We start from the raw sequence: 26798 nt of genomic DNA on the forward strand, positions 1-26798 counted from the left end.
TCAGCGTGCGCATCCGCACGCTTTCTGCACATCACCTGCGCGCGGGGCCCACCCCCTGATTCTGTCGCTGCGACGGGGGTCTCCCCGGGACGGAGGTCCCGGGCCCTGTGGCCCCTCGCGGAAGCACGGGACCAATACGGGGACATGACCCCGATATCACGGTCATGTCCCCGTATCGGTCCCGTGGAACCGTGCCGCCCTCGCCTCCGGCCCCGACCGGGGCCGGAGGCGAGGGCGGCATCCGGCCCCGGTCGGCGTCAGAACGCCGGGATCACCGCACCGTTCGTGTACGTGTCCGTGATGAAGGTGCGCACCTCGTCGGAGTGCAGCAGCTCGTCGAGCTTCACGAGCGCCGGGTTCTCGGCATCGGCCGCGCGCACCACGAGCATGTTCGCGTAGGGGCTGTCCTCGGCCTTCTCGAGGATGAGCGACTCCTCCGCCGGGTTCATCCCGGCCGTGAGGGCGTAGTTGCCGTTGACGACGCCCGCGGCGAAGTCACCGAGGGCCCGCGGGATCTGCGCGGCCTCGATCTCACGGAACGCCAGATTCTTGGGGTTGTCGACGACATCGGCGGTCGTCGCGACCGTGAGGTCGACGCCCTCGGTGAGGGAGATGATGTCGTAGCTCGCGAGCAGGCCCAGCCCGCGGCCGCGGTTGGCGGGGTCGTTGGCGATCGCGATCTCGCCGCCCTCGGGCAGCTCGTCGATGCTCTTCAGCGTCTCCGAGTACAGGCCCAGCGGCTCGATGTGGATCCCCGCGAAGGCGTGGAGGTCGAAGCCCTTCTCCTCCTCCTGGGACTTCAGGAAGTTCGGGGTCTGGAAGTAGTTCGCGTCGTCGTCGCCGTCCACGAGGGCCTGGTTGGGGATCTGGTAGTCCGTGTACGGGGTGATGACGAGCGACAGCCCCGCGGCCTCGGCGAGGTTGTCGCTGACGAACTGGAGGATCTCGGCATGGGGCTTCGGCGAGGCGCCCACGCGGATCTCGGTCACGCCGTTCTCCTCAGCGGGGCCCTCGGCTCCTCCGCCGCAGGCGGCGAGGGTGGTGAGAGCGGCGAGGCCGGCGCCGGAGGCGAACAGGCTGCGGCGGTTCAGGATGGTCATGGAGGTCTCCTTGCAGATGGGATCGAGTTCGGGAGGTGCGGGCCGGGGGTGTCAGCTGCGGGCGCGATGGTCGACGGCGCGCGCGGCCGCGGAGCCGAGCGCCTGGACCCCGATCACGATCGCGATCAGCAGCACGACGGTCGCGACCATGACCACGTCGTCGTAGCTCTGGTAGCCCATGCGGTTGGCGAGGTCGCCCAGGCCCTTGCCGCCGACCACCCCGGCCATGGCCGTGTAGCCGATGGTCGCGATCGTGGTGGTGGTGACGGAGCCGACGATGCCGGGAAGCGCCTCCGGCAGCAGCACCTGGCGGATCAGCTGCCAGCGGCTGGCGCCCATCATCTGCACGGCCTCGATCTTCCCGGCGGGGATCTCCCGGAGGTTGATCTCGATCAGCCGCGCGAGGAACGGAACGGCGGCGACGGTCAGCGCGAAGATCGCGGCGTTCGGGCCGGTCACCCGCCCCACGATCACCCGGGTCACGGGCATGAGCGCGATGATCAGGATGATGAAGGGGAAGGACCGTCCCACGTTGACCACGAAGCCCACCACGCGGTTGACCCAGCGGACCCAGGGGGTGCGCGAGCGCTCGGTCTCGAACAGCAGCAGCCCCAGCGGGACGCCCACGAGCACCGTCAGCACCATCGTCGCCAGCGTCATGTACAGGGTGATGAGGGCGTTGGACCACAGGCTCGTGTTCGAGTCCCAGGTGGTGAACACCGGGTTGCTCAGCCATTCGCTCATGCCACGACCTCCCTCGCGACGACGCCGCGGTCCTCGAGCTCGGCCAGCAGGGCCTCGAGCTGCGCGCGGCCGATGCCGCCCGAGGCGGGCGGTGCGCCGGAGCCGTCCGTCGCGGCGGAGCCGGTCCCGGCGGGCCGCAGGGCGAGCTGCACGCGCCCGACCTGCCGACCGCCGATGGTCTCGATGGTGCCCGCGACGATGCTCGCCGCGGCGCCGCGGCTCGCGGCCAGGCGCACCAGGTCCTCGCTCGTGCGCAGCGTCTCCGAATCGCCGTAGTCGCAGTTGACGACGGTGGCGTCGATGCCGGTGGGCACGGGCGGCAGAGGGATCAGCTCCGCGGACAGCGGGCCGTGCGGGTCGGCGGCGACCTCGAGGAGGGAGCCGCTCTGGCGCACGCGCCCGTCCTCCAGCAGCGTCACGTCGTCGCAGATCTCGCGGACGACGCTCATCTCGTGGGTGATGATCACGACGGTGATGCCGAGGCGCTCGCGCAGGTCGGCGATGAGGCGGAGGATCTGCCGGGTGGTGCCGGGGTCCAGCGCGCTGGTGGGCTCGTCGCACAGCAGCACCTTCGGCTCCGCGGCGAGGCCGCGGGCGATGCCGACGCGCTGGATCTGCCCGCCGGACAGCTGGGCGGGGTGGTTCCTCTCGCGGCCGCGGAGTCCGACGAGCTCGACGAGCTCCGCGACCCGGGCCTCGCGGCGCGCCCGCGGCACGCCCGCGATCTCGAGGGGGTGGCCGATGTTGCGGGCGGCCGTGCGGGAGTCGAGCAGGTTCGCGTGCTGGAACACCATGCCGATGTTCCGTCGTGCCGCCCGCAGGGCGGCGCCCTCGAGGGAGGCGATGTCCGTGCCGTCGACCTCGACGCGCCCGCGGGTGGGCTTCTCGAGGCCGGTCAGACAGCGGATCAGCGTGGACTTCCCGGCGCCCGAACGCCCCACGATGCCGTGGATGCGGCCGGGGTCGACGGTCAGGTCGATGCCGTCGAGCGCGACGACGGGGTCTCCCCCGTCCGGTGCGGGGAAGACCTTGGTCAGGCCGTCCAGAGTGATCACAGCTAGAAGTGAAACAGAGCCGCCGCGATATGCCGACCTTTCGTGACACAGAACGTCACCTTCGGGCGGCGGCGCGTGCGCCATCTCACCGGGGCGCCTTTCGCCCTACGCTGGTCCGATGGAGACACCGGTCGCCGACACCCGCCCGCTCACCGCCTCCCCGCCTGTCGTGATGGCCCCACGCGAGGACGGCTTCGAGGTCGTCTGGGCGGTGCGGGAGCGCGCCCTCGGCCAGGTCGAGATCGTCCCCGCGGATGCCCCGGGGGCGGAGCCGCTGCTGATCGGCGAGGACCGCTACGGCTTCGTCCCCCAGGGCGCGGAGGTGCTGCGGGTGCGCGTGGAGGGGCTCGAGCCCGGCCGCCTCCATCTGCTGCGCACCCGCACCCGCGCCGCCGTCGACGGTCGGTGCGAGACCTCGCCGTGGCGGGAGGTGCGCACCCTCGATCCCGCCGCGGACACGGCGCGCTTCGTGCAGTGGAACGACACCCACCAGCACCCGGACACCCTGGCCCTGCTCGATGAGCGCTCCCCGCGCGCCGACGTCCTGTTCTGGAACGGCGACGTGTGCAACAACTGGACGGATCCGGCGCAGCTGGTCCCCACGATCCTCTCCCCCGCCGGCCGCGACATCACCGCGGGCCGCCCCCTCGCCTTCAGCTGGGGCAACCACGACGTGCGCGGCCCCTTCGCGCACCGACTCCCCGAGGTCGTCGCGACTCCGCAGGACCAGCCCTACTACGCGCTGCGGATCGGCCCTCTCGCGGTGATCGTCCTGTCCACCGGCGAGGACAAGCCCGACTCCCACCCCTCCTTCGAGGGGCGGGCCGCCTTCGCCGCCTCCCGGGCACGGCAGGCCCGCTGGCTGTCCCGGCAGATCCGGGAGCCCGGATTCGCTGATGCCCCGTACCGGCTGGTGGTCTGCCATATGCCGTTGCGCTGGCTGGTCGAGGAGGAGCTGGGCGAGGAGGATTACGCGACCGGGCGGTGGGACGAGTTCAGCCGCGCCAGCCGGGAGCTGTGGCATGAGCACCTCGTCGCCTGGGGCGCGCAGGTCGTCCTGTCCGGGCACACGCATGTCCCGGCGCTCGTCGATCCGGCCCCCGGCTTCCCGTACGCGCAGGTCACAGGCGGCGGGAACACCCCGGAGGAGGCCACCTGTATCGAGGGGGACGCCGGGCCCGGACAGCTGCGGATCGCGGTCCGGGATCTCGAGGGGACCGTGCTCCACGAGCTCCGGCTCGCGCCGCTGACCGGCGCGCCGTAGCCCCGATCGCGGCCGGGGCGGTGAGCGCCTCGCCGCCTCAGGAGGCCTCCTCGCGCAGCCGCGCGGCCTCCTCCGTGCGGCCCAGCTCCTCGAGGACCTCGGCGAGCTCGAGCCCGATAGCGGTACGGGGCTCCGATCCGGCGGGGAAGCGGTCCCGGGAGGTCTGCAGGATCGCGGCCGCCTCCTCGGGCCGCTCGGCAGCCTGCAGCGCACGGGCCGCCATCGTCTCGCCGCGCGCGGCCGCGATCAGATCGCCCTGCCCGGCGTAGCCGTCGGCCGCTCCGAGGAGGGCGGCCACGCCCGCCTCGAGCTGCCCCGTCTCCACCAGGATCTGCCCCTTCGTGTCGAGGGTGTCCGCGGCCACCCATGCCTGTCCCTGGGCGGTCGCCCGGGCGATCGCCCGGTCCAGGTCCTCGAGGGCGGAGGGGTCCTCGGCGGCGAACCGGGCGCGGCCCAGGCCGTGCAGCGCGGAGGGCAGACCCGGCGTCTCCGGGACCCGGGAGGCCAGGTCGACGGCCCGTTCGAAGGCGGCGACCGCGTCCGCGTCGCCGAAGCGCAGCAGCAGGAAGGCGAGGGAGAGCGCAGCCTCCGTCGCCAGCGGGAGCGCCTCGCCCTGCTCGGCGAGATCGGTCGCCTCCTCCCATGCCCGATACGCCATGCCCGGCTCGTCGCAGGCCATCGCCGCGCGCCCCAGATGCAGAGCGGTCTCCGCGAGCGCCGAGGGCGGGGCCTGAGCGGCCTTCTCCTCGAGATACAGGGTCTCCAGGTTCTCGAGCGCCGGGCCCGGCATGCCCCCGTCCAGCTGGAGGCGGGCCAGCTGGAAGCGGGTCGAGGCCGTCGGGATCTCCGCGCGCTCGGCGTGGCGCAGCGCGAACTCGAGCCGGGCCGCGGCATCCTCGGGACGCTCCAGGTCCTGGAGCAGCATGGCGGTCAGGTGCGCGGCCTGCACGAGGATCCCGGCATCATCGGCCTGGATCGCGTCGGCGAGCATGGCCTCCGCGTGCGGGAGCCCCTGGGCGTACTCTCCGCGGCTTCCGCGGATCTGCGCGGCCCGCGCCTGCAGCGCGAAGCGTGGGAAGCCCTCGTAGCGGGGATCGGCGAGGACGGGCTCGACGACGGCGAGCACCTCCTCATTCCGGCCCAGGCGCGCGAGGGCCTCGGCGCGCAGCTGCGCGATCCCGATCCCGAGCAGCTCGGGGTCCGCGGGATCGAGCGCCGCCGCGGCGGCCTCGGCGGCGGCGAGCACCCGCTCGGCGGCGGCCGCGGCCTCCATCTCCTGCTCCTCCTGCCGGCCCGGCTCCGGTGCGCTCTCCTCGCCGCCGAGGTCGGGCTCCGCGAGGTCGTCCGGGGTGCGCAGATGCAGGGCGGCGATGCCGGTCAGCAGCATGGACCGGGCGCCGCGTCCCTCGGCTTCCCGGAGCTCGGCCTCGAGCCGCGGCAGGTCCTCGGCCCGGGCCCCGCCGAAGAGCAGCCGGCCCAGACGCTCCTCGATCCGGGCCTGCTCCTCCTGGCCGCAGGCCCGCAGCACGGCGACGCGCTCCGCGATCGCGGCGTCCTCCGCGGCGCGCCCGGTCCCGCGCTCCTGCTCCTCCTGCACGAGGAGCTGGACGCGGATCCGGTGCAGCACGGCGCTCAGGTGCGTCGGGCCGCCTGCCGCGTCCTCGGCCGCCGCGAGCGCGAGGCCCTCGGCGACGGCCGCGCGGGCCGCGGGGCCGTCCTGGCCGTGCTGGTGCATCCGGGCCCGCGCGATCCAGCCGAGCACATCGGTCGGCGCCGACCGGTCGACGGGGGCGGGCGTGAAGTCGGCGCCGCCCAGCGGCACGTCCAGGTGCAGGTCCACGAGCTCCCGCTTGGTGCGCACGAGTCCGCTCATGTGGCCGTTCCCGTTGCGGGTATCGAACCGGGCGGCGATCGCCTCGGCCGCGGCCCAGGCTCCCTCGCACAGGGCCTGGGCGGTGCGCGGCCCCTCGGGCTCGCCCAGCAGCGGGGTGAGCGTCGGATCATCGGATCCGCGCACGCGGGTGGCGCCCTGGCCTGCCGCGATGACGCCCTCGAGGAGGACGGCCGCGCTCGCGAGGCCCTCGAGGTGGTCGGCCTCGCGGTAGGGGTCGTGGGCCAGCAGAGGCAGGTGCCGCTCGAGCAGCTGCAAGCCCCGCGCCAGGTTCCCGGTGACGGCGCAGAACACGAGGTGCCGGGCGATGATCGGGAAGCCGTCGGGGTTGCCGCGGGCCGCGCGGTAGCTGCGCCCGTGGGCGGCGAGGGCATCCTCCGTCCGGCCGGCACGCAGCAGCGGGAGCAGCGCCCGGGCCTCCGCGAACTCCGGCTCCTCGCCGCAGCTGAGATCCTGGTCGAGGATCTCCTCCCACAGCCGGATCGCGGTCGCGTCGTCGCCGGTCAGCGCCGCATAGGAGGCGTCATCGGCCCTCACACAGGCCTCGCAGTGCGAGTACCTGTCCCGGTCGAGGACCGATCGCTCCCGGATCAGCCGGCCGGCCTCCTCGACGTCCCCCAGCATCAGGGCCGCCTCGTGCCGGGACTGGAGGACGCCGCTCATGCCCGCTCCGGCCGCTCGGTAGCGCCGCTCCATGTCCGCGTGCAGGCTCGCGATGCGCTCGCGGGGGAAGCCGCTGTGGGACGCGAGGGTCGAGGCCATCCACTTGTACTGGAACAGCAGGTCCGTGTGGACGCCGGGATCGATCGGGAAGCGCACGGGATCGGTGTCGTGGCGGCCCACGCACCAGCCGAAGGACGCGATCATCGCCTCCGTGTCCCCGGCCATGAACTGGGAGGACGTGAGCAGCATGCGAGCCCGGTAGGCGAGCTCCTCCGCGCCGTCCTCCTCCGCGCGGCGGAAGGCCTCCTCGAGGAGGGATCGCTCCTCGGGGCCGATGGGGAGGACCTCCGCCTGTGCGATCAGGTCCTCGATGGTCCGGTCCGATGCGCTCATGCGGCGCCCCCTTCGTCGATCTGGTCCAGGTCTGCGGTGATCCCCACGCTGAGCGTCACCATGTCACTCATGGCGGCGGTGAGCATGCGCCGGTCCGCGGGGCGCAGCGGTCGGTGCGAGGCGAGCAGCGCCTGCACGTACAGGAGCTTCGCGGTGCGATCGAAGACGAGGTCGTCCCGCAGGTGCGAGAGCCGCTGCACGAGGGGGCTGCCCCAGTTCAGGCACAGCCGGGAGGTCCCTGCCTCGCGCTCCTCGCCCGCGCGCCGCTGCGCGATGAGGGAGCTCACGTCGCCCAGGACCTCGCCCCAGATCCCGCCCGCGGCCTGCTCCTGCGCATCGTCCCGGTCCAGGCGGCGGACCACGTCGGGGTCCACGACGCACAGAGCCGGCAGCTCCGCGGGCCGGAATCCGCGGACGGAGACGGTGCAGCCGGCCTCGGCGAGCGCAGCCGTGGCCCGCTCCTCGAGAGCCATCGCCCGGGCCCGGTCGACGAGGGAGGGCGGGGTCAGCTCGTCGACCAGCTCGCCCACGCCGACGCGGGTCACGGGAATGCCCAGGAGGTCCGGGAGGCGGCGCAGCAGCGGGGCGTCGTAGACGTAGCCGCCGTTGACGACCGGGGACTCGTCCGGGACGATCGCGGCGACCTGCCGGAACTCGTCGAGCGTGTCCGTGTAGCGGATCGAGGGGACCTCGTGGACGAGGTCCCCGATGCGCATCGGCCCGACGGAGGTCTCGACGCCCAGCCAGGGCACGACGGTCCCGGCGAGCTCGTCGTCATGGACGGCGAGAGCCTTCAGGGCCAGCTCGTGGACGGCCAGGAACTCCTCGAACTTCCACGGCCGCAGCGCCGCCTGCTCGAGGACCCAGGAGCGCACGGCGTTCCCGAGCTGCTCCCGCGTGTGCTCCAGCAGCAGGTCCTCGACGAAGCCCTCGCGAGAGGCGGTCGGCGTGAGCCCCTCGGTGTCCAGGACGCAGCGCACGAAGAACGCCCAGTCCGGGAGCATGCCGTCGACCTTCTCGGACACGAGCATGCGCCCCAGGTGCACGGCGCTGGACTGACGACCGCCCGGCGGCGGCGCGTACGGCAGGACGAAGGCGACGCCCTCGGTTCCGGTGGCGGGCACGGTCAGCGGGATGACCGCCATCGGACGGGCGCCCAGCAGGGACGTGCCCAGCGCCAGGAGCTCCTCGGACGGGTCCTGCGGGTCGACGTCGAGGAAGGCGGGGCGCTCGGTGAGGGTCTCCGCGGCGCCGCCCTCGCCGATCAGCCGGACCGCGAGGGGCAGGTAGCGGCCGAACCGGCGGGCCAGCGCGCGCACCTGCGCCGGCCCCAGCAGGGCGTCGTCCTCGGGACGCGGCTCGAGAACGACCTCCGTGCCGATGCTCAGCCCCGCGGACTCCTGGTCGGACAGCTCGCGGATCCGGAAGGAGCCGCTGGCCTCGCCGATCCATTCGATCGCGGGTCCGCCTTTCGCGGAGCGGCTGCGCACGAGGATCCGGTCCGCGACCATGAAGCAGCTGAGCAGCCCGATGCCGAACTGCCCCAGGTAGTCGGCGCGGCGGGCCTGCAGCAGCTCGTCGCGCTTGGAGGACCGGCCGACCGTGGCCAGCAGATCCGTGGCCTCCGCGGCGGTCAGCCCCACCCCGTTGTCGCGCAGCACGAAGGGGCGGCCGTCGCGGACCGGCTCGATCTGGAGCAGACCCGTCGGCGAGGCGGGGTCCAGCTCACGACGGGCCCGGACGGCGTCACGCCCGTTCTGCAGGAGCTCGCGCAGATAGATCTGCGGGCTCGAGTAGATGTGGCGGCTCAGCAGGTCGACGACCCCGCGCAGGTCGACATGGAACGGGCGGGCTGCGAGGCGTTCGGATGTCACGTCCCCGAGCCTACGGCGTGGTCCGGACAGGCTCCTCCGAATTCGCCGCGGCGGCACCGGCGCACCGGAATCTTCCGGAGCCGCAGCGACACGACCCGGAGATGGAACCGGTCCCTCGGCCGTACGGCTCCAGAACTTTCAGCGTCCCTGCTACGGTCGCCAGATGGCCCGTTCCTGATCCGATGCGCTGTCGCTGCCTGCGCGCACGGCCCCACCCGCCCGGTCCCACAGGCGCCGGACCTGCCCCGCCGTGCAGAACCCTGCCCGCCGGAACTCCGCGTTCCACCGGGTCCCCTCGAATCATCGACGAACGGATCCTCCATGCCTTCCGACCTGCTCTCCTGCCCCCTCTCTCGCGGATCCTCCCTCGCCCCTCCCCGCGGCCTCCCCGAGCTCTCCCTGCACCGGACGACCTCCGCGGACCATGAGACCCTTGCCGAGCTGTATGCCCGTTCCTATCCGCCGGAGATCGGCGCGGCCGATGTCGAAGCGGCTCGTGCGGAGATCGCCGCGACCTTCGCCGGGGAGTACGGAGAGCCGCTGCCCGGCGCCTGCCTGCTCGCCCGCCGCGATGGTCACCCTGCCGGAGCGGTTCTGACCACGACCCGGTCCCTGTGGGATCCGCACCTCGCCGGTCCTTTCGTGATCGACCTGTTCGTCGCTCCCGAGCATCGCGACCGCGGCATCGGCGGAGCCCTGATCTCCACGGCGATGCAGACCTGTGCCGCAGCAGGACATGCCGCGCTCAGCCTGCGCATCGGTGCGGGGACGAGCCCCGCCGCACATGCGCTCTACCGACGGCTCGGCTTCACGGAGGTTCCGGCCCCTCCGGGCCCCCTGACCCCGGCATGGTCGAGTCGGAGACGACGCGGCGCACCCTTTTCGCGGATGCATCGTCGCGGTGCTGCCGAGGGGCAGTGCCGGCGCTCCCCGAGCACCCCCGCATGACAGATGTCATGGCCGATGCGTGGACACCGCATCGGAGCCTGTGATCCCCCGCCCTACCTGCGACGTCACGGGCTCGGAAGACTCAAGGGCATGAACTCGACGCAGCCCTCCCCCTCCCCGCGGCACGACCGCGGCGTCCTCGCCGACGTCCTCGGATTCCGCCCCGCCCCGACCCTGTCCCGCGAGCTGTTCGCACTCGTCGTGAACGCGCTCCTGGTCGCCGTGGTCCTCGTCGTCTTCCAGCCGCCGCTGCTCGCGGTCGTGCTGATCGCGGTGCTCTGCGGAGCCTGGCTGATCGGCCGTCTGGTCATCGGCGCCCGGATCCACGGCTACGGCCGCGACGCGGGAGCGGGCCGATGACCGCCCGCCCGGGAGCCTCGACCCTCGCGGCGTCCTGCCCGGCCGCTCCCGCCCCGCGGTCCCCGGTGCTCATCAGCGCCCGCGGGCTCGTGCGCCGCTATGGCGCGGGCCCCGGTGCCTTCACCGCGGTCGACGGGATCGACCTGGAGATCCGGCGCGGGGAGCTCTTCGGCCTGCTCGGGACGAACGGCGCCGGCAAGACCTCGACGCTCGAGGTGCTCGAGGGCCTGGCCCGACCCAGCGCCGGCACGGTCCGCGTCCTCGATGCGGATCCGTGGCGGGAGCGTCGCACCGTGCGTCCGCGGCAGGGGCTCATGCTGCAGACCGGCGGCTTCCCCGCGGACCTGACCGTGCTCGAGGCGCTGCGCATGTGGACCTCGACCCTGTCCACGCCCCGGCCCGCCGCCGAGGTCCTCGCGGAGGTGGACCTCGAGGGCCGCTCCGGCACCCGCATCTCCTCCCTCTCCGGCGGGGAGGTGCGCCGCCTCGACCTCGCCTGCGCGATCGCGGGCGATCCCGAGCTGCTGTTCCTCGACGAGCCGACCACGGGCCTGGACCCCGAGTCGCGAGCCCGCGCCTGGGGGCTCATCGGCCGGCTCAAGGACCGGGGCACCACGATCGTGCTGACCACGCACTACCTCGACGAGGCGGAGTCCCTCGCCGACCGCCTCGCGATCATGCACCGCGGGCGGATCGTCCGCGAGGGCACCGTCGCCCAGGTCGTCGCCGGGCACCCCTCGCAGATCCGCTGCACGCTGCCGTCCGCCGCGCCTCCGCTGCCGGAGCTGCGCGGGGAGGCGAGCCTCGAGGGCACCACCTTCGAGCTGCGGACCCTGCACCTGCAGGAGGACCTCACGACCTTGCTGACCTGGGCCGACACCCACTCCCTGCCGCTGACGGGCCTCGACGCCCGGGCCGCGAGCCTCGAGACCGTCTTCCTCTCCCTCGCCGAAGGAGCCTCCGCATGACCGTCCCCGCCGCCCACGGTTCCGCTCCCACCGCCCACGGCTCCGCTCCCGCCACCCACCCTGCCCCCATCCCCGGGCGCCGCCTGCTGGGCCTCGCCCGAGCCGAGCTGACCATGCTGCTGCGCAACCGCATGCAGCTGGGCACCGCGCTCGCCCTTCCGGTCGCGATCCCGTTCCTGTACCTTCCGATCGCGCGCTCCGGGGTGGGCGCGGCCCAGCTCGCCGGAGCGCTCGGCATGATGTTCGTGATCGCGCTGCTCTTCGTCGTCTACTACAACCTGCTGTGCGCCTACGTGGCACGGCGCCAGGACCTCGTGCTCAAGCGTCTGCGCACCGGCGAGGCATCCGATGCGACGGTGCTCGCCGCGAGCGCCGTCCCCGCCCTGCTCATCGCCGCGGTCATGATCACCGTGATGAGCGCGATCGCGATCCCGCTGCTGGATCTCCCCGCGCCGCGGCACGCGCTGCTGCTCGTGGCGGGGCTCGTCCTGGGCGCCGTGCTCATGGTGCCGCTCGCGCTCGCGACCGCGAACATCACCCGCACCGTCGAATCCGCGCAGGTCACCTCCCTGCCGCTGATGGCGATCGCGATCATCGGCACAGGGGCCGCCGTCCCGCTGACGATGATGCCGGACTGGTTCGGGCGCCTGGTCGCGCTGATCCCCTCGGCCCCGATCGTCGCCCTGGTGCGGATGGGCTGGATGGGCGTGGACGCGGAGGGCGCCGCGCTCGGGACCGGCGAGATCTGGGCCGCGGCCGCCGGCCAGATCGGGATCCTGCTGGTGTGGCTGCTCCTCGCCTGCGCATTCGTCGCCACCCGCTTCCGCTGGGAGCCGCGCGGGTGAAGCTCGCCGCGTCCCGGCCCCGCCGCTCGAGGCGAGAGCGGCCATGGGAGGATCAGGCATCATGAGCACGCCCGATCCCCCGCCCGCGCCCGGCCCTGCCGGAGGTGCGGAGGCAGACCGCTCCTGGGCGGTGTTCCGGCTCTACACGGTCTGGTCGGTGGCCCTCCTGCTGGGGATCCTGGGGCCGATGATCGTGGCGATCTCGCGGCAGGAGTCGCTGCACGCACTCGCCGCAGAGCCGTCGGTCCTGGCGCTGATGGTGCTCCAGGCGCTCTGCGGCGCGGCCGCCGCGCTGCGCGTGTGCCGGGCGTGGTCGACGGGCCCCGCGCCGTCCCATGACCGGTGGGACCTGCCGCGGCTGGGCGTGATCCGGCCCGGCCCGGCGGTGCTCGTCCTGGCCCTGGTCCCGGTCGCGGCCGCCGCGGCGGCGGCCCGGATCACGCCCTCCGTCCTGCACGAGCAGGCGCTGCTGGCCTCCGTCGTCGTCCTCGGCGCCGCGCTGCTCCTGTGCGTCCCGGTGCTGCCGGCCCTCGCGGGCGGGGCGGTGCTGCTGCTGGTCTCCGACGCCCTCGGGCTCGTGGCCGGGCAGCGCTGGGCGGTGCTGGCCCTGCTCCTGGGCGTCTACGGGGCGTGCCGCAGCAGCCTGTGGCTCGGCGCGATGGTGCGGGAGCTCGAGCAGGCCCGGGAGGCGCGGGCCCGGCTCGCCGTCGCCGAGGAGCGTCTGCGCTTCGCCCGCGACCTCCACGACGTGACCGGGCGGGACCTGTCCGTGATCGCGGTGACCGCCGAGCTGAGCGCCCAGCTGGCCGAGCGCGGAGACGCGCGGGCCGCCCACCATGCCCGCGAGGTCGCCCAGATCGCCCGCACCTCCCTGGCGCAGATGCGCGCGCTCGTGCGCGGGTACCGGGAGGCGGATCTCGCGGCCGAGCTGCGCGGCACCCTCTCGCTCCTGCGCTCGGCCGGGATCGAGACAGAGGTCCGGGGAGAGCCGGCGCTCGTGCCGGCGGCGCATGCGCAGACGGCCGCCTGGGTGCTGCGCGAAGCAGGGACGAACCTGCTGCGCCACGCCCAGCCCGCACGGGTGCGCATCGAGGTGAGCGCGACGCGGCTGCGCGTGGCCAACGACGGGGCCCCGCCCTCCCCGGAGGGCACGACGCACGGCAGCGGCCTGCGCGGCCTCGCCGAACGACTCGGGCAGGACGGACGCCTCGAGACCACCAGCGCGGACGGCTGGTTCACCCTCACCGCCCGCTTCGGCACCGACGCCCCGGAGGACGCATGACCCGCTCCATCAGCCCCGACGCGATCCGCCTGGTCCTCGTCGACGACGAGCATCTGATCCGCTCCGCGCTCGCGACCATGCTGAGCCTCGAGGAGGACCTCGAGGTCGCCGGGGAGGCGGGCGACCTCGCGCGGGGAGCGGATCTCGCCGGGGAGCTCCACCCGGACGTCGCGGTGGTGGACCTGCAGCTCCCCGATGGCGACGGCCTCGAGCTGTGCGCGCGGATCGCGGAGCTCAGCCCGGGCACGCGCTGCCTGATCCTCACCTCACATCCCCGGCCGGGGTACCTCAAGCGGGCCCTCGCGCAGGGGGTGCTGGGGTTCCTGCCGAAGACCTCGGGCGCAGGCCAGCTCGCCGAGGCGGTCCGGGCCGTCGCCACGGGCCGCCGCGTCATCGACCCGGAGCTGGCCGCGGAGACGATCGCCTCCGGCGACAGCCCGCTCACACCGCGGGAGGCCGACGTCCTCGAGTTCGCGGCCGATGGCGCGGGCATCGCACAGATCGCCCGGCGCGCCCACCTCGCCGAGGGCACGGTGCGCAACTATCTCTCGAGCGCGCAGGCCAAGCTGCAGGCGCAGAACCGGCACGAGGCCGTCGCGATCGCCCGCCGGCACGGCTGGATCTGAGCGCGCGGGACGCGGAGCGCAGCACGGGGCCGGCGGCTCGTCGAAGGGCTCCAAGCGCGCGCCCGTGCGATCCCGCTCGGCCGGGCCACGGCCTAGGCTGGGCGGATGAGCCCCGCCCCTGCCGAGCAGAGTCCCCGTCTCCGACTGCGCAGGATCACCCGGCAGGACACCGATCGCTTCCACGCATGGACGGCGCGCCCGGAGGCCTCCCGCTATCAGGCCTGGGGCCCGAACACGCGGGAGGACGCCGAGGAGTTCGTCGCGACGGCGCTGTCCGTGTGGGAGGAGCCGGAGCAGTCCCGGTTCATCTGGGGCGTCGCCGCAGGCACCGACGACCTGCTGCTGGGCATCGGCGAGCTGAGCCTGGTGTCCCGGACGACCGCCGAGATCGGCTACAACGTCCACGTGGACCTGTGGGGCCGCGGGATCGGCACCGGCATCGGGCAGCTGCTGGTGGACGAGGCCTTCGGCCGCTTCCCCGCGGTCGAACGGGTCCAGGCCACGTGCGATCCGCGGAACATCGGCTCCCGCACGATCCTGCAGCGCCTGGGCATGACGTACGAGGGCCGGCTGCGGCGCACGATGCTGGTGGAAGACGGCTGGCGGGACTCGGACATGTTCTCGATCCTGCGGCCGGAGCACGCGGCCGTCCGGGCCTGACGGACCCGCGGCGCGTCATGCTCAGGCCCGGGGTCCCACGGCCCCGCGGACGAAGACGATCGCGATGCCGAGGGATCCGAGGGCCTGGGCCAGCAGCCAGATCCCGCCGCCCGCCCGGCCCTCCCCGATGCCGATGAGCGCGGCGCCGACGGTGACCAGCAGCCACCCTCCGTCGTAGACGATCAGGTAGCGGGTGTGGGAGCCGGCACCGCTGCGCACGGCGTAGACGACCTCTGCGACCCCGCTCGCCGCGACGAGCACAGCCGTCAGCAGGAGCAGCCCCGCCGAGGCCCCCAGCAGCTGCGCGAGCGGCACCCGGAGTCCGCCATAGGCCGAGGCGACCAGGAGCTTCACCACGCCATCCGCCAGGAACCCGATGCGCAGCAGCCCCGTCATGCTGCGCTCGGCACGGGCCGTCCGCGGCGCAGTCCGTAGGAGCGGCCGATGGCGGACTCGTCCGTCGCCAGCGCGAGGAGGGCATCGGCGAGGTCCGTGCGGCTGGCGGAGGTGGGCGCATTGGCCTCGGGGACGAGCCGGTAGTCGGTCGGTCCCGCATCGACCAGGTAGCCGGGGCGCACGATGGTCCACGCGCAGTCCGGGCCGCTCGCGCGCAGCAGCGCCTCCATCGCGGCGATGTCGTCGTAGAGCGCCCGCCCGATCCGGCGCACCAGCGGACGGACCACGCGACGGTGCCAGAAGGGCTCGCCGATCCCGGTGGTGAGGACAGGGGTCGCGGAGACGACCACGAGCCGGCCGCGCCCGCCGCGCCGGGCGAGCGCCTCGACGAGGTGGCGCGTCCCGGTGGAGCAGACCGGTTCGGTCGAGCGCAGCGAGCGACCGCCGATCGCGGAGATCACGACGTCGACGTCCGCGGGCAGCTCCAGATCCTCGTCCTCGACGACCTGGGCCGGACGGACCTCTGCGCCGGGCGGGGCCGCGTACGTCCGCGGGTCCCGCACGAGTGCGGTGACGCGGTGACCCGCGGCGGCGGCCTGGCGGACCACGAGGCTGCCGGTCGCACCGGTGGCTCCTGCGACGACGATGTGCATCGGTTCTCCTTGCGCGTCTCCGCGGGTCCGGGGCGAGACTAGTCAAGCTGTACTAGTGGACGTCTCGACCGTAGAGTGGATGCTCCGGCCTGTCAACACATCCGGCGCAGGCACCCGGGACGGGCCCGGACGGAGGGAGGCGCATGTCCGCGACACGACTGCTGGTGCTGGGCGCGATCGTCCAGCGCGGCACCGCGCACGGCTACCGGATCCGCAAGGACCTCGACTCCTGGGGGGCGCAGCTCTGGGGACGCATCGGGCAGGGCTCGATCTACCACGCGCTGCGCCGGCTCGAGGCGGACGGGATGATCGTCGCGGACAGCCCTGGAGAGGCCTCCGGCCCGGCGCGCACCCGCTTCTCCCCGACCCCGGAAGGGAGCGAGCACTTCCGGGACCTGCTGGAGCGGACCCTGCGCAGCGACGAGCAGGACATGGCCTCGACCATGGCGGGGATCGGATTCATGACGACCCTCCCCCGCGCACGGGTGATCACCCTCCTGCGCGAGCGCCTCGCCGCGCAGCATCGGCGCCGCGCCCGGGTGATGGACGAGCACGCCCGCCACCCCGGGGCGGACTGGGAGCATCACATCGAGGCGATCCGCTTCTGGGAGCAGTCCGCCGATGCCGCGATCGCCTGGACCGAGGGGGTCGTCGCCCGGCTCGAGGCCGGGGAGCATGCGATGGCCGATGACGAGGAGCGCCCCCTGCTTGCCGACTGATTCGACATCGGTCAATATAGAGCCATGTCGATGCACGCGCCCGCGCCGGCGCACCCCCGGAGACTGTCCACCCTCGACCGCTGGCTCCCGCTGTGGATCGGCCTGGCGATGGTCGCCGGTCTTGTGCTCGGCCGCTTCGTGCCGGGGCTCTCCGGCGTCCTGTCCCGGCTCGAGGTCGGCGGGATCTCGCTGCCCATCGGCCTGGGCCTGCTGGTGATGATGTATCCGGTACTGGCGAAGGTGCGCTACGACAAGGTCGGCGCCGTGGCCCGGGACCGGCGACTGCTGGTGTCCTCGCTGCTGCTGAACTGGATCCTGGGCCCGCTGCTCATGTTCGCGCTCGCCTGGATCTTCCTGGCGGACCTGCCGGAGTACCGCACCGGATTGATCATCGTGGGCCTGGCCCGCTGCATCGCCATGGTCGTGATCTGGAACGACCTGGCCTGCGGGGACCGCGAGGCCACCGCCGTGCTGGTCGCCGTGAACTCCGTCTTCCAGGTCCTCGCCTTCGCCGGGATGGGCTGGTTCTACCTCACCGTCCTGCCGGCCTGGCTGGGCCTGGACACCCAGGGCCTCGAGGTCTCGATGGCGCAGATCGCCTTGAACGTGCTGGTCTTCCTCGGGGTGCCGCTGATCGCGGGCTTCGCCTCCCGATGGATCGGCGAGCGCCGTCGCGGCCGCGCCTGGTACGAGGAGCGCTTCCTGCCGCGCATCGGCCCGTGGGCCCTGTACGGGCTGCTGTTCACCATCGCGCTGCTGTTCGCCCTGCAGGGCGAGGCCATCGCCGCCCGCCCCGGCGACGTCGCCCGGATCGCGCTGCCGCTGCTGGTCTACTTCGCCCTGATGTGGTGCGCGGGCATGGGGCTGGGTCGCATGCTGGGCCTGGGCTACGCCCGCTCGACCACCCTCGCGTTCACCGCCGCCGGCAACAACTTCGAGCTGGCGATCGCCGTCGCGATCGGCACCTTCGGCGCCGCCTCCGGGCAGGCCCTGGCCGGGGTCGTCGGTCCGCTGATCGAGGTCCCGGTGCTGGTGGGGCTGGTCTACGTCTCCCTGCGCCTGGCCCGCTCCTGGTTCGGCACCGACCCGTCCGCGACCACCGCCGCGACCACCTCGAAGGCCGGTGCCGCCGCCTCCGAGGTCCCCTCCGCCCCGCCCGCCTCCTCCCTCGCCGCCGAGGAATCGAGGACGTCATGACCCTCATCGAACCCCTCCCTGCCGCCGACGTGCCCTGCGCGCCCGCGGCAACCCACGCCATCGGCCCCGAGGCGGCGAGCTCCGTCGCCGCCGCTCTCAAGGCGCTCGCCGATCCGCTGCGCCTGCGCATGCTCTCCGCCATCGCGACCGATCCGCGCGGCGAGTCCTGCGTGTGCGACCTCGCCGCGCTCGCCGAGGTCTCCCAGCCCACCGTCTCCCACCATCTGCGGACCCTGCGCGAGGCGGGCCTGCTCTCCTCGGAGCGCCGCGGCACCTGGGTCTGGTACCGCATCCCGGCGCCGCGCCGCAGCGCGGTGGCCGCGCTGCTGGACACCTTCGCCCCTGCCTCCGTCGAAGGGCTCGACCAGCCGGCCGGTCCTCCTGCCGAGCCCGTCGCCCCTGCCCCGGCCGATCTCGACGATCGGGTCACGCGCCTCGCCGGGGAGCTCGCCGCCGAGATGCCCGAGCTCGAGGACCATCTGGTCCTGGCGATCGTGCGGGAGTCGTTCACGGCGCTGGCCCGCACGGCGCGCATCACCGCCCATCTGGTCCCGCTCACCGAGCGCTTCGCCCGCCAGCGCCTGGCGGACATCGCCCGCGAACGCGGCGCCGCAGCGCCCCAGGTGCTGTTCGTGTGCGTCGCGAACGCCGGGCGCTCGCAGCTCGCCGCCGCGCTGATGGACCAGCTCTCCGGCGGCCGGGTGGTGGCCCGCTCGGCCGGCTCGGCCCCGGCCGCCGACGTCCACCCGCACGTGCGCTCGCTGCTGGTGGAGATCGAGGGCGAGGGCGCCACCGCAGAGCGCTTCCCCAAGCCGCTGACCGACGACGCCGTCCGCGCGGCCGACGTCGTGATCACGATGGGCTGCGGCGACGTCTGCCCGGTGATCCCCGGCGTGCGCTATGAGGACTGGAACGTGGGCGACCCGGCCCTCGCCTCCGCCGAGGGCGCCCGCGCGATCCGCGACGAGATCCGTCGCCGGGTGGTCGAGCTCATCGCCTCCCTGGAGCCGTCGGCATCGGCCGAGGGGGCCGATGCGGCCGAGGAGGCAGCACCGCAGATCGGCCCGAGGCCGTCCGTGCTGTTCGTGTGCGTGAAGAACGGCGGCAAGTCCCAGATGGCCGCGGCCCTCATGCGCCGGCACGCCGGGGACGCGGTGGGGGTCCACTCGGCCGGCACGAAGCCCGGCAGCGCCCTGAACGCGCTGTCGGCGGCCTCGGTGGCCGAGGTCGGCGCGAGCATGGACGGCGAGCACCCCAAGCCCCTCGACCCCGAGCTGCTGCGCCGGGTGGACCGCGTGGTCGTCATCGGCGAGGAGGCGCAGGTGGATCCGGTCCCGGGGATGGCCGGCATCATCGACACCTGGATCGTCGACGAGCCCTCCGCCCGCGGGATCGAGGGCGAAGAGCGGATGCGTCTGATCCGGGACGCGCTGCGCGTCCGCGTCGAGGGTCTGGCTGCGGAGCTCACGTCGCCGTCCTGACGCGCGCTCCTCGCAGGAGACGGCCTCACGCCTCCTCTCCCCTGCTTCTCCCTTGCGCCGGACCACCCTCTCCCGGCACCGACCGTTCAGATCCCGGCGCCGCCGAGCAGCATCCCGCCTCCGGCGCCGAGGAGCACGACGACCCAGGACGGAGCCCTCCAGGCCATCAGCAGCACGAAGCAGACCGCCGCGAGGCACAGCGGCGCGGGCCCCGTGATCGCGCTCGTGAACACGGGCGTGTAGAGGGCGGCGGCGAGGATGCCGACGACGGCGGCGTTCGCGCCCCGTATCAGGGCGCGCACGCCCGGCCGGCCGCGCAGCTCCGTCCAGAACGGCAGCACCGCGTGCCCGCCGCCGAAGGATGTCAGCCCGAGGCCCAGGAAGACCCGGAGGACCTCGGTCGCGGAGGATGCCCCGGCGGCAGGGGCATCGGCCGTCGCTGTCGCACGTGGGTCCATGGGGGATGGTAGACGTCGGGCCCGGGGGCGACGCCTCGTCCGGAGCACGGCGCCCTCCGGGGAGCTCCCCGCCCCCCGTGCCTCAGGAGTGCAGGGCCCAGAAGTCCAGCAGCGCAGGTCCCAGGCTCTCCTTCTCCTCCATCGGCAGGGAGTGGGTTGCGCCGGGCCAGACGGTGACCGTCGCCTGCGGGAGGAGTCCGCGGATCCTCTCGGCGGCGGCCGGTCCCCCGGCGAGCTGGGAGTCCTCTCCGATGTCGAGCCGCACCGGCATCGACAGCGCGCTCCACTGCGCGTCGGTGAGCTTGCGCGGAGTGGGGAGCGCGGCCGCGTAGCCCGTGGTCGCCTCGTCGATCATGCGGGACATGGGGCCGCTGTCGCGGACCTCCTCGGCGCTCGCCCCGCCGATCCGACCGAGGGCCTCGTCCTTCCAGGACTGCGGCGCGGGCAGGAGCAGCAGCGCCGACCACAGGTACATCGAGGCCGGCAGCGGACGGACGACGATCACCGGCTCGAGGAGGCCGAGGGTGCGCACGAGCTGGGGCCGATGCAGGGCGAGCAGAGCGGCGCTGGCTCCGCCGAAGCTGTGCCCGACCACGTGGGCCTGCTCCGCGCCGAGGCCCTCCGCGGCGTCCGCGATCCAGACGGACTGGTCATCGGGCGAGGCCATGGGGAGGTTCTGCGTCGAGAAGCCCGCATCGCCGATGGGGTCCAGCGCATGCACGGTGCGGCGCCCGATCCAGCCCGGGAGGTTCTCCGCCCACATGGGTGCGCCGCTGCTGCGCCCGGGCAGGAGCAGCACGGGCGGGCCCGGTGCCTCGCCGATCCAGGTGAGCGCGCGGACGCTGCCGAAGCGGGTGGGGAGGTCGCGCACGGCATCGGGCTCCGGGAGCGGGGCGAGCGTCTGGGCATAGGCGGCCTCGTAGCGCTCCTTGGCCCCGGCGGACCTCCAGTGGCCGACGGAGGGGTCCGGGACGGCGATGTCGACGACCTTCGCGGCGGCGAGCAGGCTCATCGCCCCGAGCCCTGCCCAGCGCAGCACGCGGCGTCTGCCCGGGCGGGCACGGTGAGGCGAGGGCGATCCGATACGTTCGTATTGCATGCCACCGACGATACAGTCGTATCGGTACGCTGTCATCCATGGACAGCCCTCAGCGCACTCAGATCCTCGAGGCCGTGTGGGCGGTCGTGGCCCGACAGGGGCTCGAGGCGGTCAGCGTCCGCAGCGTCGCCGCCGCGGCGCAGGTCTCCCCCGGCCGCGTCCAGCACTACTTCCGCAGCCGCAGCGAGCTCGTGCTCGCGAGCGCGCAGGAGCTCATCGACCGCGCCGCATCCCGCCACGAGGCGGCGCTGGGGGACCCGGGCTCGCCCCGGACGCTCGAGACGCTGCTCCTGCACGCGGTCGTCCCGGGAACCGCCGCGAATCCGGGCGTGGCGCTCTCCTTCTCCTACATCGCCGCCGCCGTCGGCGATCCGCGCATCGGCGACGTCCTCGCCTCCGCGCAGCGCGGCCGGATCGAGGCCGTCGCCGCCTGCCTCGCGACGCAGGCCCCCCGCGTCACGGACCCCGCGCGCACCGCCCGGGAGCTCGTCCTCCTCGCCGAGGGGGCGACACAGGCGGTGTTCCTCGGCTGGGCGACGGCCGCGCAGGCCCGCACGAGCATCCTCGCGGCAATCGCGCGCACGACGGCGCCGGGCGGCTGAGCTCCCCGCTGTGTCAGACTTCTCCCATGCCCACACGAGCGGTGATCCTTCAGCACGGGGAGAAGGACCGCACACCGGGCGACCCGGGGCTGACGGCCCGGGGACGGCGCCAGGCCGATGACGCCGCCCATGCCATCTCCGCTCTCGCCCCGGTCGCCCTTCTCAGCAGCCCTCTGCGCCGCGCCATCCAGACGGCGACCCCGCTCTCGGAGCTCTGCGCGCTCCCGCTCCGTATCGACCCCCGTCTGCGCGAGAGGATGAACCTCGAGCACGGCGAGGACGTCGAGCGATTCACGCGGAACTGGGCGCGCACCTCGACGGATCGGGCCTGGGCTCCGCCCCAGGGCAGATCGTCGGCGCGCACGGCGCAGGACATGCTCGAGGCGCTCGATGACGCCGCTGTCCAGGACGGCACGATCGTCGCCGCGGGACACGGAGGAGCCACGGTCGACCTGCTCCGGGATCTTCTCGGTGACATCGCGCTCGAGGAGTGCGCTCCGGGGCTCATCGAGCACGGTGTGCCCGGCGGCGCGATCACGACGCTCGAGCGGGCGGGAGGCCGATGGGTCCCGGTCGCCATCGCGAGCACCGCCCATATCGCCGCGAGCGATCGCTCGGGTCACGCCCCGGCCTGAGGCCGCACGGTCTCGGCTGGGCGGGGCCGTTCTGGGCTGATCGTCCTCGCGCTCGCCGCTGCTAGAGCAGCACCCCCACCACCAGCACGGAGCCGAGCAGCGCGATCACCGCCGCGACGACGATGCCGACGAGCCCGGCAAGGACCCCGGGCCACCGCGTCCAGCGCAGCAGCGCGGCGATCGCGAAGAGGCCCAGCACCAGCGTCGCCAGCAGCGCAGGAGGACCGATGATGATCCCGAGCAGAGCCAGCGTGTCCTTCGGGGAGGGGACGCAGCCCCAGCCGATCCCCGTGCACTGACCGCTCGCGTTCTCCGTCGGCGCGATCGCCCAGGCGATCAGGTAGGCGCCGATGGCGAGGACGAGCACCGCGGCCGCAGAGAGCATCGCGAGGCGGCGCCGATGAGCGGGCGGCGAGGCGGGGGCCGAGGTCTCGTCCATCGCCCCATGATGCCCCGATGCCGACTGCCGAGGTGACCCGGAGGAGCCTCGGCTCTCCGCGACCGTCGTGGAGAGGTCGTCATCGAGCATCGCGAACGACGACATCGCAGCGCTCTCGCGCGCCGACCTCTCCGTCAGGCGCCGGCACCCTCCGCGAAGCTCGTGTCGACGACGGCCGCACGTGCCCTGCCGACAGCGCAGGGTCACCTGCACGATCACGTCCGCAGCGTGATATCCACAGAGCCCCTGGGCAAAGAAGAACCCCGGTAGCATCGTCGAGAGGCCCACCGGGGTATTTCGTAGGCACCCAGGATACAGCTATCCCCTACTCCCCACAAGCAGAGGATCCGAGGCCATGCCACCCGACGTACCAACACCCCCGATCGCGTACAGCGATCTCGAGACGCTCCTCTCGGCGCCACGGCTGGCCCCCTTCCTCCGGGAAGCATCCGGCGATGAGGCGCGAGCCCTGGAGTACTACGAGTGGAACGGTCGGATGGCCTCGGAGGCGATGGTCTCCGTGGCCCAGCTCGAGGTGGTCGTCCGGAACGCGATCGATCGCGAGCTCCGCACACACTTTCGGGAGGACGCACGCGGGATCCCCTGGTTCATGCTGGGATGGATGAACGAACGGCAGCAGAACGGCTTCGACCAGGTGCGAAGTCGCCTCCGACGCGATGAACGCCCGAACCGGATGCGCGATACCCGGGATCAGATCATCGCAGGCCAGAACTTCGGCTTCTGGGACTCGCTGCTGGACAGGGCGCACCAGGAGCTCTGGAACGCGTGCCTCCACCACGCCTTCCCGCACTCCGGGGGCAATAGAGGCCGCGTGCAGGATGCCCTGAAGAAAGTGCGCACGTTCCGCAATCGCCTGGCGCACCACGACTCCCTGCGTCAGATCAACATCCTCGCGGAGATGGAGAGGATCTTCGCGATCGGCGGATGGGTCTCCCCGGCCGCAGAGACATGGATGCGCCAGGCGACCCGGTGGGACGATGTCCACTCCGAGTGCCCCGTGAAGAACAAGGACGTCGTCGTCGTGGCGGCCAGGACTGCCTGGGAGCTCTACCTCAGCCGAGGGTTCTACGTCTGCCGGTCGGGTCGCTACTTCCGGGACGTCACGCACATGGCCTTCTACGAGAGCCTGAGCATCCGACGCGACGTCGCCAAGATCCTCTGGATCCGCGACGACGTCGCATGGACGCTGGCCAACGCGACCCGGCTGGTCGAGTCGGAGTCCCGGGACGACAGGCAGCTCGGAGGATTCATCGCGTGGGCTCTGAGCGAGGAATCCGGCTTCAGCTGGGAGCGATCCGACTACCAGGTCTTCAAGCTCACCCGGGTCGGCGAGGAGGCTCGAGGACATGTTCAGCTCCCCTCCGACATCCCGCACCTGACCAGCGGCCGCGGCAGCGCCTTCACCCAAGGGCAGCGCTATGTGTCGATGAGATCGCTTCACACCGCCCGGAGCACGACCGACCTCGTCGAGGAGTAGACCGCGACCGTCGTGGAGAGGTCGTCATCGAGCGTCGCGAACGACGACATCGCAGCGCTCTCGCGCGCCGACCCCGCCGTCAGGCGCCGGCACCCTCCGCGAAGCTCGTGTCGACGACAGTGGACACGTCCACGGGCGTCTTCTCGGTGATCTGCCCGGCCTCGATCCACACCTGCTGCATGTTCTCGAGCTGCTCGGGCTGCGGGGCGAGATCAGGCAGGTAGGAGTACATCGGCGAGGTCTTCAGGACCTCGATGTCCTGTCCGAGGGTGTCGGCCAGGATCTGATAGACCTCGTCGCTCTGGGGCCCGGACTCGGCGAGCTCCTGCGCGCCCTGCGCGAGGGCGGTGAAGAACGGCTGGGCGAGCTCCGCCCCCAGGAACGTCTCCGAGAACAGGACGCCCGTGCCGGTGACGCCCTTCGCCGGCACGGCGAGCGGGGAGGCGGCACCCGCCTCCTCCATCGACGTCGAGAAGGGAGCCGAGGGCGTCGCGGCATCGACGGAGCCGTTGGTGATCGCGGGCTCCTGGTCCGGGGTCGAGAGGTTGGAGATCTCGACATCGGCGAGAGTGAGACCGCCCTCCTCGAGCATGGTCGCCAGCAGGTAGCCGCCGGTCGCGCCCTCCCCTCCGGCGACCGCGATCTTGCGGCCCTTGAGGTCGGCGACGGTCTTCACGCTGCCGTCGTCCAGCAGGGCCTGACGCACCTCGAGAGCCGTCGGCGAGTTCTCCGGATCCCCCGGGGAGATGCCCATCGAGCCCACGACCTTGAAGGCCAGCCCCTGGTTCAGGGCGTTGAACATGCCGGCGCTGAAACCGGCGATCATGACGTCGAGCTGGTCGTTGGACAGCATCGGGATGCCGTCCTGACCGGACTTCAGCGGGGTCAGCTCGAGGGTGATCCCGGCCTTCTCGAAGAAGCCCTTCGCATCGGCGACGTACAGCGGCGCGAACAGGGAGGAGGGGACGTGGCCCACGCGGACCGTGCCGGAGGCGGAGCCGGCATCGGCCCCGGGGTCCTTGCCGGTGACGGCGGGACCGCAGGCGGCGAGCGCGCCGCCGATCGAGGTGGCGGCGGCGAGGGAGAGGAGGGTGCGACGGCGCATGGGGTGCTCCTGGGGTGAGGGCCGATGGCTCCGGGGCGGGCTCGGCGGGCGGGTGCGGGCGACAGACAGGACAGGCGGGGCGGGCAGGGAGGACGGGCGGGAAGAGCAGGGAGGACGGGCGGGCGACGGGTCAGCCGCGGCGACGCCAGGGCAGCAGCAGGGTCTCGCAGCGGGCCAGCAGCCAGGTCAGCACCGCGCCGATGACCCCGATGACCAGCAGGCCCACGTACAGCTTCTCGGGGATGAACAGCTGCCACGAGTTCCAGATGAGGTAGCCGAGCCCGGTCGTGGACGCACCCGTGAACTCGACGGCGGTGACGACGACGACCGCGGTGCCGGTGGCGGTGCGCAGGCCGGAGAACACGAAGGGCATCGCGCCCGGCAGCACCACGAAGCGGAAGCGGGACAGGCCCCGGGCGCCGTAGGCGGCACCGGCCTCGAGCAGCCGGGCGTCGATCGCCCGGACGCCGGAGACCGTGCTGATCTGCAGGATGAAGAAGGTCGTGATGAACACGGCGATGATCTTCGGCAGCTCCGTGGGCCCGAAGATCATGAGCAGGATCGGGAAGATCGCGATCTTCGGCAGCGGGTACAGCGCGGAGAACAGCGGGCCGACGGCGGCGTTCAGCGCCCGGGAGGATCCCATCAGCAGACCCACCGCGATCCCGAGGATCGCGCCGAGCCCGCCGCCGACGAGCAGGCGCAGGAGGGTGGGGCCGGTGTGCGTCCACAGCTCGCCGCTGCGCAGCATCTCCCAGCCGGCCAGGAGGATCTTGGTGGGCGCCGGGAAGAAGCGGGGATCGATGATCAGCAGCCGCGCGCACACCTCCCACAGGAGCAGCAGGACGATCGGCGCGGCGATCGAGAGCACCAGGTCGCGGGTGCGCAGCAGGTTCTCCCGGGAGCGATGGGCACGGGCCGCGACCAGCGTCCGCTCCTCGCGGTCCTCGACGCGGACGGACGGGACGGGGGTGCTCATGCGGTCTCCTCGGCCGCGCGGACGTCCTCGCGCAGCAGGTTCCAGATGCGGGAGCGCAGCTCGCCGAACTCGGCGCTGCGCTCGATGTCGAAGCTCCTCGGCCGCGGGAAGGGCACGGCGATGTCCTCGCGCAGGGTGCCGGGGCGGCCGGACATGACGATCACCCGATCCGAGAGCAGGATCGCCTCGTCGATGTCATGGGTGACCATGAGGACGGTCTTGCGCTCCTGCTCCCACAGGGCGATCAGCTCCTCCTGCATGAGCAGACGCGTCTGCGCGTCCAGCGCCCCGAGCGGCTCGTCCATGAGCAGCAGCGGCGAGCCGGTCGCGAAGGCGCGGGCGATCGCGACCCGCTGCCGCATGCCGCCGGAGAGCTGGTGCGGGTACGAGCCGGCGAAGTCGGCGAGCCGCACCCGGTCGAGCCAGACGCGGGCGCTCTCCTCGCGCTCGGCGCGGCCCACCCCGGCCATGCGCAGGCCGAAGGCGACGTTCTCGAGGATCGTCATCCACGGGAAGACGCCATGCTCCTGGAACACGTACGCGGCCGGGATCGGATGTGCCGCCCCGTCGATCTCGACCTCACCCACGGTGCGCTCCTCGAGCCCGCCGACGATCCGCAGGAACGTCGACTTCCCGCAGCCGGAGGGGCCGACGATGCAGGTGAAGGAGCCGGGCTCGAGCGAGAGGGAGAAGTCCTCGAGCGCCCAGACCGGATCCGCGCCGGAGAAGAAGACCTTGGAGACGTCCGCGGCCCGGACGGCGGCCTGGGGCGTACCTGTGTGCATACGTGAGCTCCTCGGCGCGTCCAGGTGGCGGGGGACGGCGATGTCGACGACGGGTGACCGGGGGTGTGCAGGGGGTGGT

Annotated in this window: 26 protein-coding genes and 2 pseudogenes; 15 read left to right on the plus strand and 13 right to left on the minus strand. The window is 73.1% G+C overall.

Annotated features, from left to right (window positions below; genetic code table 11):
* Positions 1-257: 257 nt before the first annotated feature.
* The 3 genes from ACFFF6_RS02530 to ACFFF6_RS02540 are packed head-to-tail and all read right to left on the minus strand — an operon-like array spanning position 258 to position 2899.
* A complete protein-coding gene (locus ACFFF6_RS02530) occupies positions 258-1100 on the minus strand; it encodes a MetQ/NlpA family ABC transporter substrate-binding protein (RefSeq protein ID WP_376977925.1) in 843 nt (280 codons plus the stop codon).
* 51 nt (positions 1101-1151) lie between these two features.
* Complete coding sequence (locus ACFFF6_RS02535; RefSeq protein ID WP_376977927.1) at positions 1152-1844, minus strand: methionine ABC transporter permease; 693 nt, start codon at positions 1842-1844, stop codon at positions 1152-1154.
* Complete coding sequence (locus ACFFF6_RS02540) at positions 1841-2899, minus strand: methionine ABC transporter ATP-binding protein (protein WP_376977928.1); 1059 nt, start codon at positions 2897-2899, stop codon at positions 1841-1843. Before ACFFF6_RS02540 ends, ACFFF6_RS02535 begins: the two co-directional genes overlap by 4 nt.
* A gap of 118 nt (positions 2900-3017) precedes the next feature.
* Between ACFFF6_RS02540 and ACFFF6_RS02545 the strand changes: the two genes are divergently transcribed.
* A complete protein-coding gene (locus tag ACFFF6_RS02545) occupies positions 3018-4163 on the plus strand; it encodes a metallophosphoesterase family protein (protein ID WP_376977930.1) in 1146 nt (381 codons plus the stop codon).
* Positions 4164-4200: 37 nt separating this feature from the next.
* Here the strand turns inward: ACFFF6_RS02545 and ACFFF6_RS02550 are convergent, their stop codons facing one another.
* The gene (locus ACFFF6_RS02550; RefSeq protein WP_376977932.1) at positions 4201-7110 is read right to left on the minus strand and encodes a hypothetical protein; all 2910 of its coding nucleotides are present in this window, start codon (positions 7108-7110) and stop codon (positions 4201-4203) included.
* Positions 7107-8984 carry an HSP90 family protein gene (locus tag ACFFF6_RS02555; protein WP_376977934.1) on the minus strand — a complete coding sequence of 626 codons (1878 nt, stop codon included), beginning with the start codon at positions 8982-8984 and terminating at the stop codon, positions 7107-7109. The genes ACFFF6_RS02550 and ACFFF6_RS02555 overlap by 4 nt, the downstream gene beginning before the upstream one ends.
* A 321-nt stretch (positions 8985-9305) precedes the next feature.
* On the opposite strand from ACFFF6_RS02555, the gene ACFFF6_RS02560 reads away from it, so the two are divergent.
* From ACFFF6_RS02560 to ACFFF6_RS02590, 7 genes are all read left to right on the plus strand, one after another.
* A complete protein-coding gene (locus ACFFF6_RS02560) occupies positions 9306-9932 on the plus strand; it encodes a GNAT family N-acetyltransferase (protein WP_376977936.1) in 627 nt (208 codons plus the stop codon).
* Positions 9933-10022: 90 nt separating this feature from the next.
* Positions 10023-10292: a hypothetical protein gene (locus ACFFF6_RS02565; protein WP_376977937.1), complete on the plus strand. Its 270-nt coding sequence runs from the start codon at positions 10023-10025 to the stop codon at positions 10290-10292.
* Positions 10289-11260 carry an ABC transporter ATP-binding protein gene (locus ACFFF6_RS02570; protein WP_376977939.1) on the plus strand — a complete coding sequence of 324 codons (972 nt, stop codon included), beginning with the start codon at positions 10289-10291 and terminating at the stop codon, positions 11258-11260. The genes ACFFF6_RS02565 and ACFFF6_RS02570 overlap by 4 nt, the downstream gene beginning before the upstream one ends.
* A complete protein-coding gene (locus tag ACFFF6_RS02575; protein WP_376977941.1) occupies positions 11257-12105 on the plus strand; it encodes an ABC transporter permease in 849 nt (282 codons plus the stop codon). The genes ACFFF6_RS02570 and ACFFF6_RS02575 overlap by 4 nt, the downstream gene beginning before the upstream one ends.
* Before the next feature lie 61 nt (positions 12106-12166).
* Positions 12167-13387 carry a sensor histidine kinase gene (locus tag ACFFF6_RS02580; protein WP_376977943.1) on the plus strand — a complete coding sequence of 407 codons (1221 nt, stop codon included), beginning with the start codon at positions 12167-12169 and terminating at the stop codon, positions 13385-13387.
* Positions 13384-14013: a response regulator transcription factor gene (locus ACFFF6_RS02585; RefSeq protein ID WP_376977944.1), complete on the plus strand. Its 630-nt coding sequence runs from the start codon at positions 13384-13386 to the stop codon at positions 14011-14013. The genes ACFFF6_RS02580 and ACFFF6_RS02585 overlap by 4 nt, the downstream gene beginning before the upstream one ends.
* A gap of 105 nt (positions 14014-14118) precedes the next feature.
* Entirely contained in the window at positions 14119-14673 is a 555-nt protein-coding gene (locus ACFFF6_RS02590) for a GNAT family N-acetyltransferase (RefSeq protein WP_376977945.1), read from the plus strand.
* 21 nt (positions 14674-14694) lie between these two features.
* On the opposite strand, the gene ACFFF6_RS02595 is transcribed toward ACFFF6_RS02590, so the two are convergent.
* Both ACFFF6_RS02595 and ACFFF6_RS02600 read right to left on the minus strand, forming a co-directional pair.
* A complete protein-coding gene (locus ACFFF6_RS02595) occupies positions 14695-15069 on the minus strand; it encodes a hypothetical protein (protein ID WP_376977947.1) in 375 nt (124 codons plus the stop codon).
* Positions 15066-15722 carry an NAD(P)-dependent oxidoreductase gene (locus ACFFF6_RS02600; RefSeq protein WP_376977949.1) on the minus strand — a complete coding sequence of 219 codons (657 nt, stop codon included), beginning with the start codon at positions 15720-15722 and terminating at the stop codon, positions 15066-15068. The genes ACFFF6_RS02595 and ACFFF6_RS02600 overlap by 4 nt, the downstream gene beginning before the upstream one ends.
* 143 nt (positions 15723-15865) lie before the next feature.
* Here ACFFF6_RS02600 and ACFFF6_RS02605 point away from each other — a divergent pair, with 143 nt between their 5' ends.
* The 4 genes and pseudogenes from ACFFF6_RS02605 to ACFFF6_RS02620 all read left to right on the plus strand — a co-directional run.
* Positions 15866-16441: a PadR family transcriptional regulator gene (locus tag ACFFF6_RS02605; protein WP_376977951.1), complete on the plus strand. Its 576-nt coding sequence runs from the start codon at positions 15866-15868 to the stop codon at positions 16439-16441.
* Positions 16442-16465: 24 nt separating this feature from the next.
* Complete coding sequence (gene arsB, locus ACFFF6_RS02610) at positions 16466-17638, plus strand: ACR3 family arsenite efflux transporter (RefSeq protein WP_376977953.1); 1173 nt, start codon at positions 16466-16468, stop codon at positions 17636-17638.
* Positions 17635-18642 (plus strand): annotated as a pseudogene (locus tag ACFFF6_RS02615) (metalloregulator ArsR/SmtB family transcription factor); the annotation flags it as partial. The gene arsB and the pseudogene ACFFF6_RS02615, both read left to right, overlap by 4 nt.
* 81 nt (positions 18643-18723) lie before the next feature.
* Positions 18724-19119 (plus strand): annotated as a pseudogene (locus tag ACFFF6_RS02620) (arsenate-mycothiol transferase ArsC); the annotation flags it as partial.
* Between the two features lie 86 nt (positions 19120-19205).
* Here ACFFF6_RS02620 and ACFFF6_RS02625 read toward each other — a convergent pair.
* The gene (locus ACFFF6_RS02625) at positions 19206-19577 is read right to left on the minus strand and encodes a chromate transporter (RefSeq protein WP_376977955.1); all 372 of its coding nucleotides are present in this window, start codon (positions 19575-19577) and stop codon (positions 19206-19208) included.
* Positions 19578-19659: 82 nt separating this feature from the next.
* Positions 19660-20676 carry an alpha/beta fold hydrolase gene (locus tag ACFFF6_RS02630; protein WP_376977957.1) on the minus strand — a complete coding sequence of 339 codons (1017 nt, stop codon included), beginning with the start codon at positions 20674-20676 and terminating at the stop codon, positions 19660-19662.
* Between the two features lie 38 nt (positions 20677-20714).
* On the opposite strand from ACFFF6_RS02630, the gene ACFFF6_RS02635 reads away from it, so the two are divergent.
* Together ACFFF6_RS02635 and ACFFF6_RS02640 are read left to right on the plus strand one after the other, a co-directional pair.
* Entirely contained in the window at positions 20715-21278 is a 564-nt protein-coding gene (locus ACFFF6_RS02635; RefSeq protein ID WP_376977959.1) for a TetR/AcrR family transcriptional regulator, read from the plus strand.
* Between the two features lie 26 nt (positions 21279-21304).
* The gene (locus ACFFF6_RS02640; protein ID WP_376977961.1) at positions 21305-21913 is read left to right on the plus strand and encodes a histidine phosphatase family protein; all 609 of its coding nucleotides are present in this window, start codon (positions 21305-21307) and stop codon (positions 21911-21913) included.
* Between the two features lie 61 nt (positions 21914-21974).
* Here the strand turns inward: ACFFF6_RS02640 and ACFFF6_RS02645 are convergent, their stop codons facing one another.
* Positions 21975-22352 carry a hypothetical protein gene (locus ACFFF6_RS02645; RefSeq protein ID WP_376977963.1) on the minus strand — a complete coding sequence of 126 codons (378 nt, stop codon included), beginning with the start codon at positions 22350-22352 and terminating at the stop codon, positions 21975-21977.
* Between the two features lie 355 nt (positions 22353-22707).
* Here ACFFF6_RS02645 and ACFFF6_RS02650 point away from each other — a divergent pair, with 355 nt between their 5' ends.
* On the plus strand, positions 22708-23850 hold the full coding sequence (locus ACFFF6_RS02650; protein ID WP_376977965.1) for a hypothetical protein: 1143 nt from the start codon (positions 22708-22710) through the stop codon (positions 23848-23850).
* A 79-nt stretch (positions 23851-23929) separates the two neighbouring features.
* Here ACFFF6_RS02650 and ACFFF6_RS02655 read toward each other — a convergent pair whose 3' ends face one another.
* The 3 genes from ACFFF6_RS02655 to ACFFF6_RS02665 form a co-directional block, all read right to left on the minus strand.
* A complete protein-coding gene (locus tag ACFFF6_RS02655) occupies positions 23930-24955 on the minus strand; it encodes an ABC transporter substrate-binding protein (protein ID WP_376977967.1) in 1026 nt (341 codons plus the stop codon).
* Positions 24956-25085: 130 nt separating this feature from the next.
* Positions 25086-25934: an ABC transporter permease gene (locus ACFFF6_RS02660; RefSeq protein WP_376977969.1), complete on the minus strand. Its 849-nt coding sequence runs from the start codon at positions 25932-25934 to the stop codon at positions 25086-25088.
* Positions 25931-26719, minus strand: coding sequence for an ABC transporter ATP-binding protein (locus tag ACFFF6_RS02665; RefSeq protein WP_376977970.1), 789 nt, complete (start codon positions 26717-26719; stop codon positions 25931-25933). Before ACFFF6_RS02665 ends, ACFFF6_RS02660 begins: the two co-directional genes overlap by 4 nt.
* Between the last annotated feature and the right edge of the window lie 79 nt (positions 26720-26798).

The sequence above is a fragment of the Brachybacterium hainanense genome, from assembly GCF_042434575.1.
In the GTDB taxonomy this organism is placed as follows: Bacteria; Actinomycetota; Actinomycetes; order Actinomycetales; family Dermabacteraceae; genus Brachybacterium; species Brachybacterium hainanense.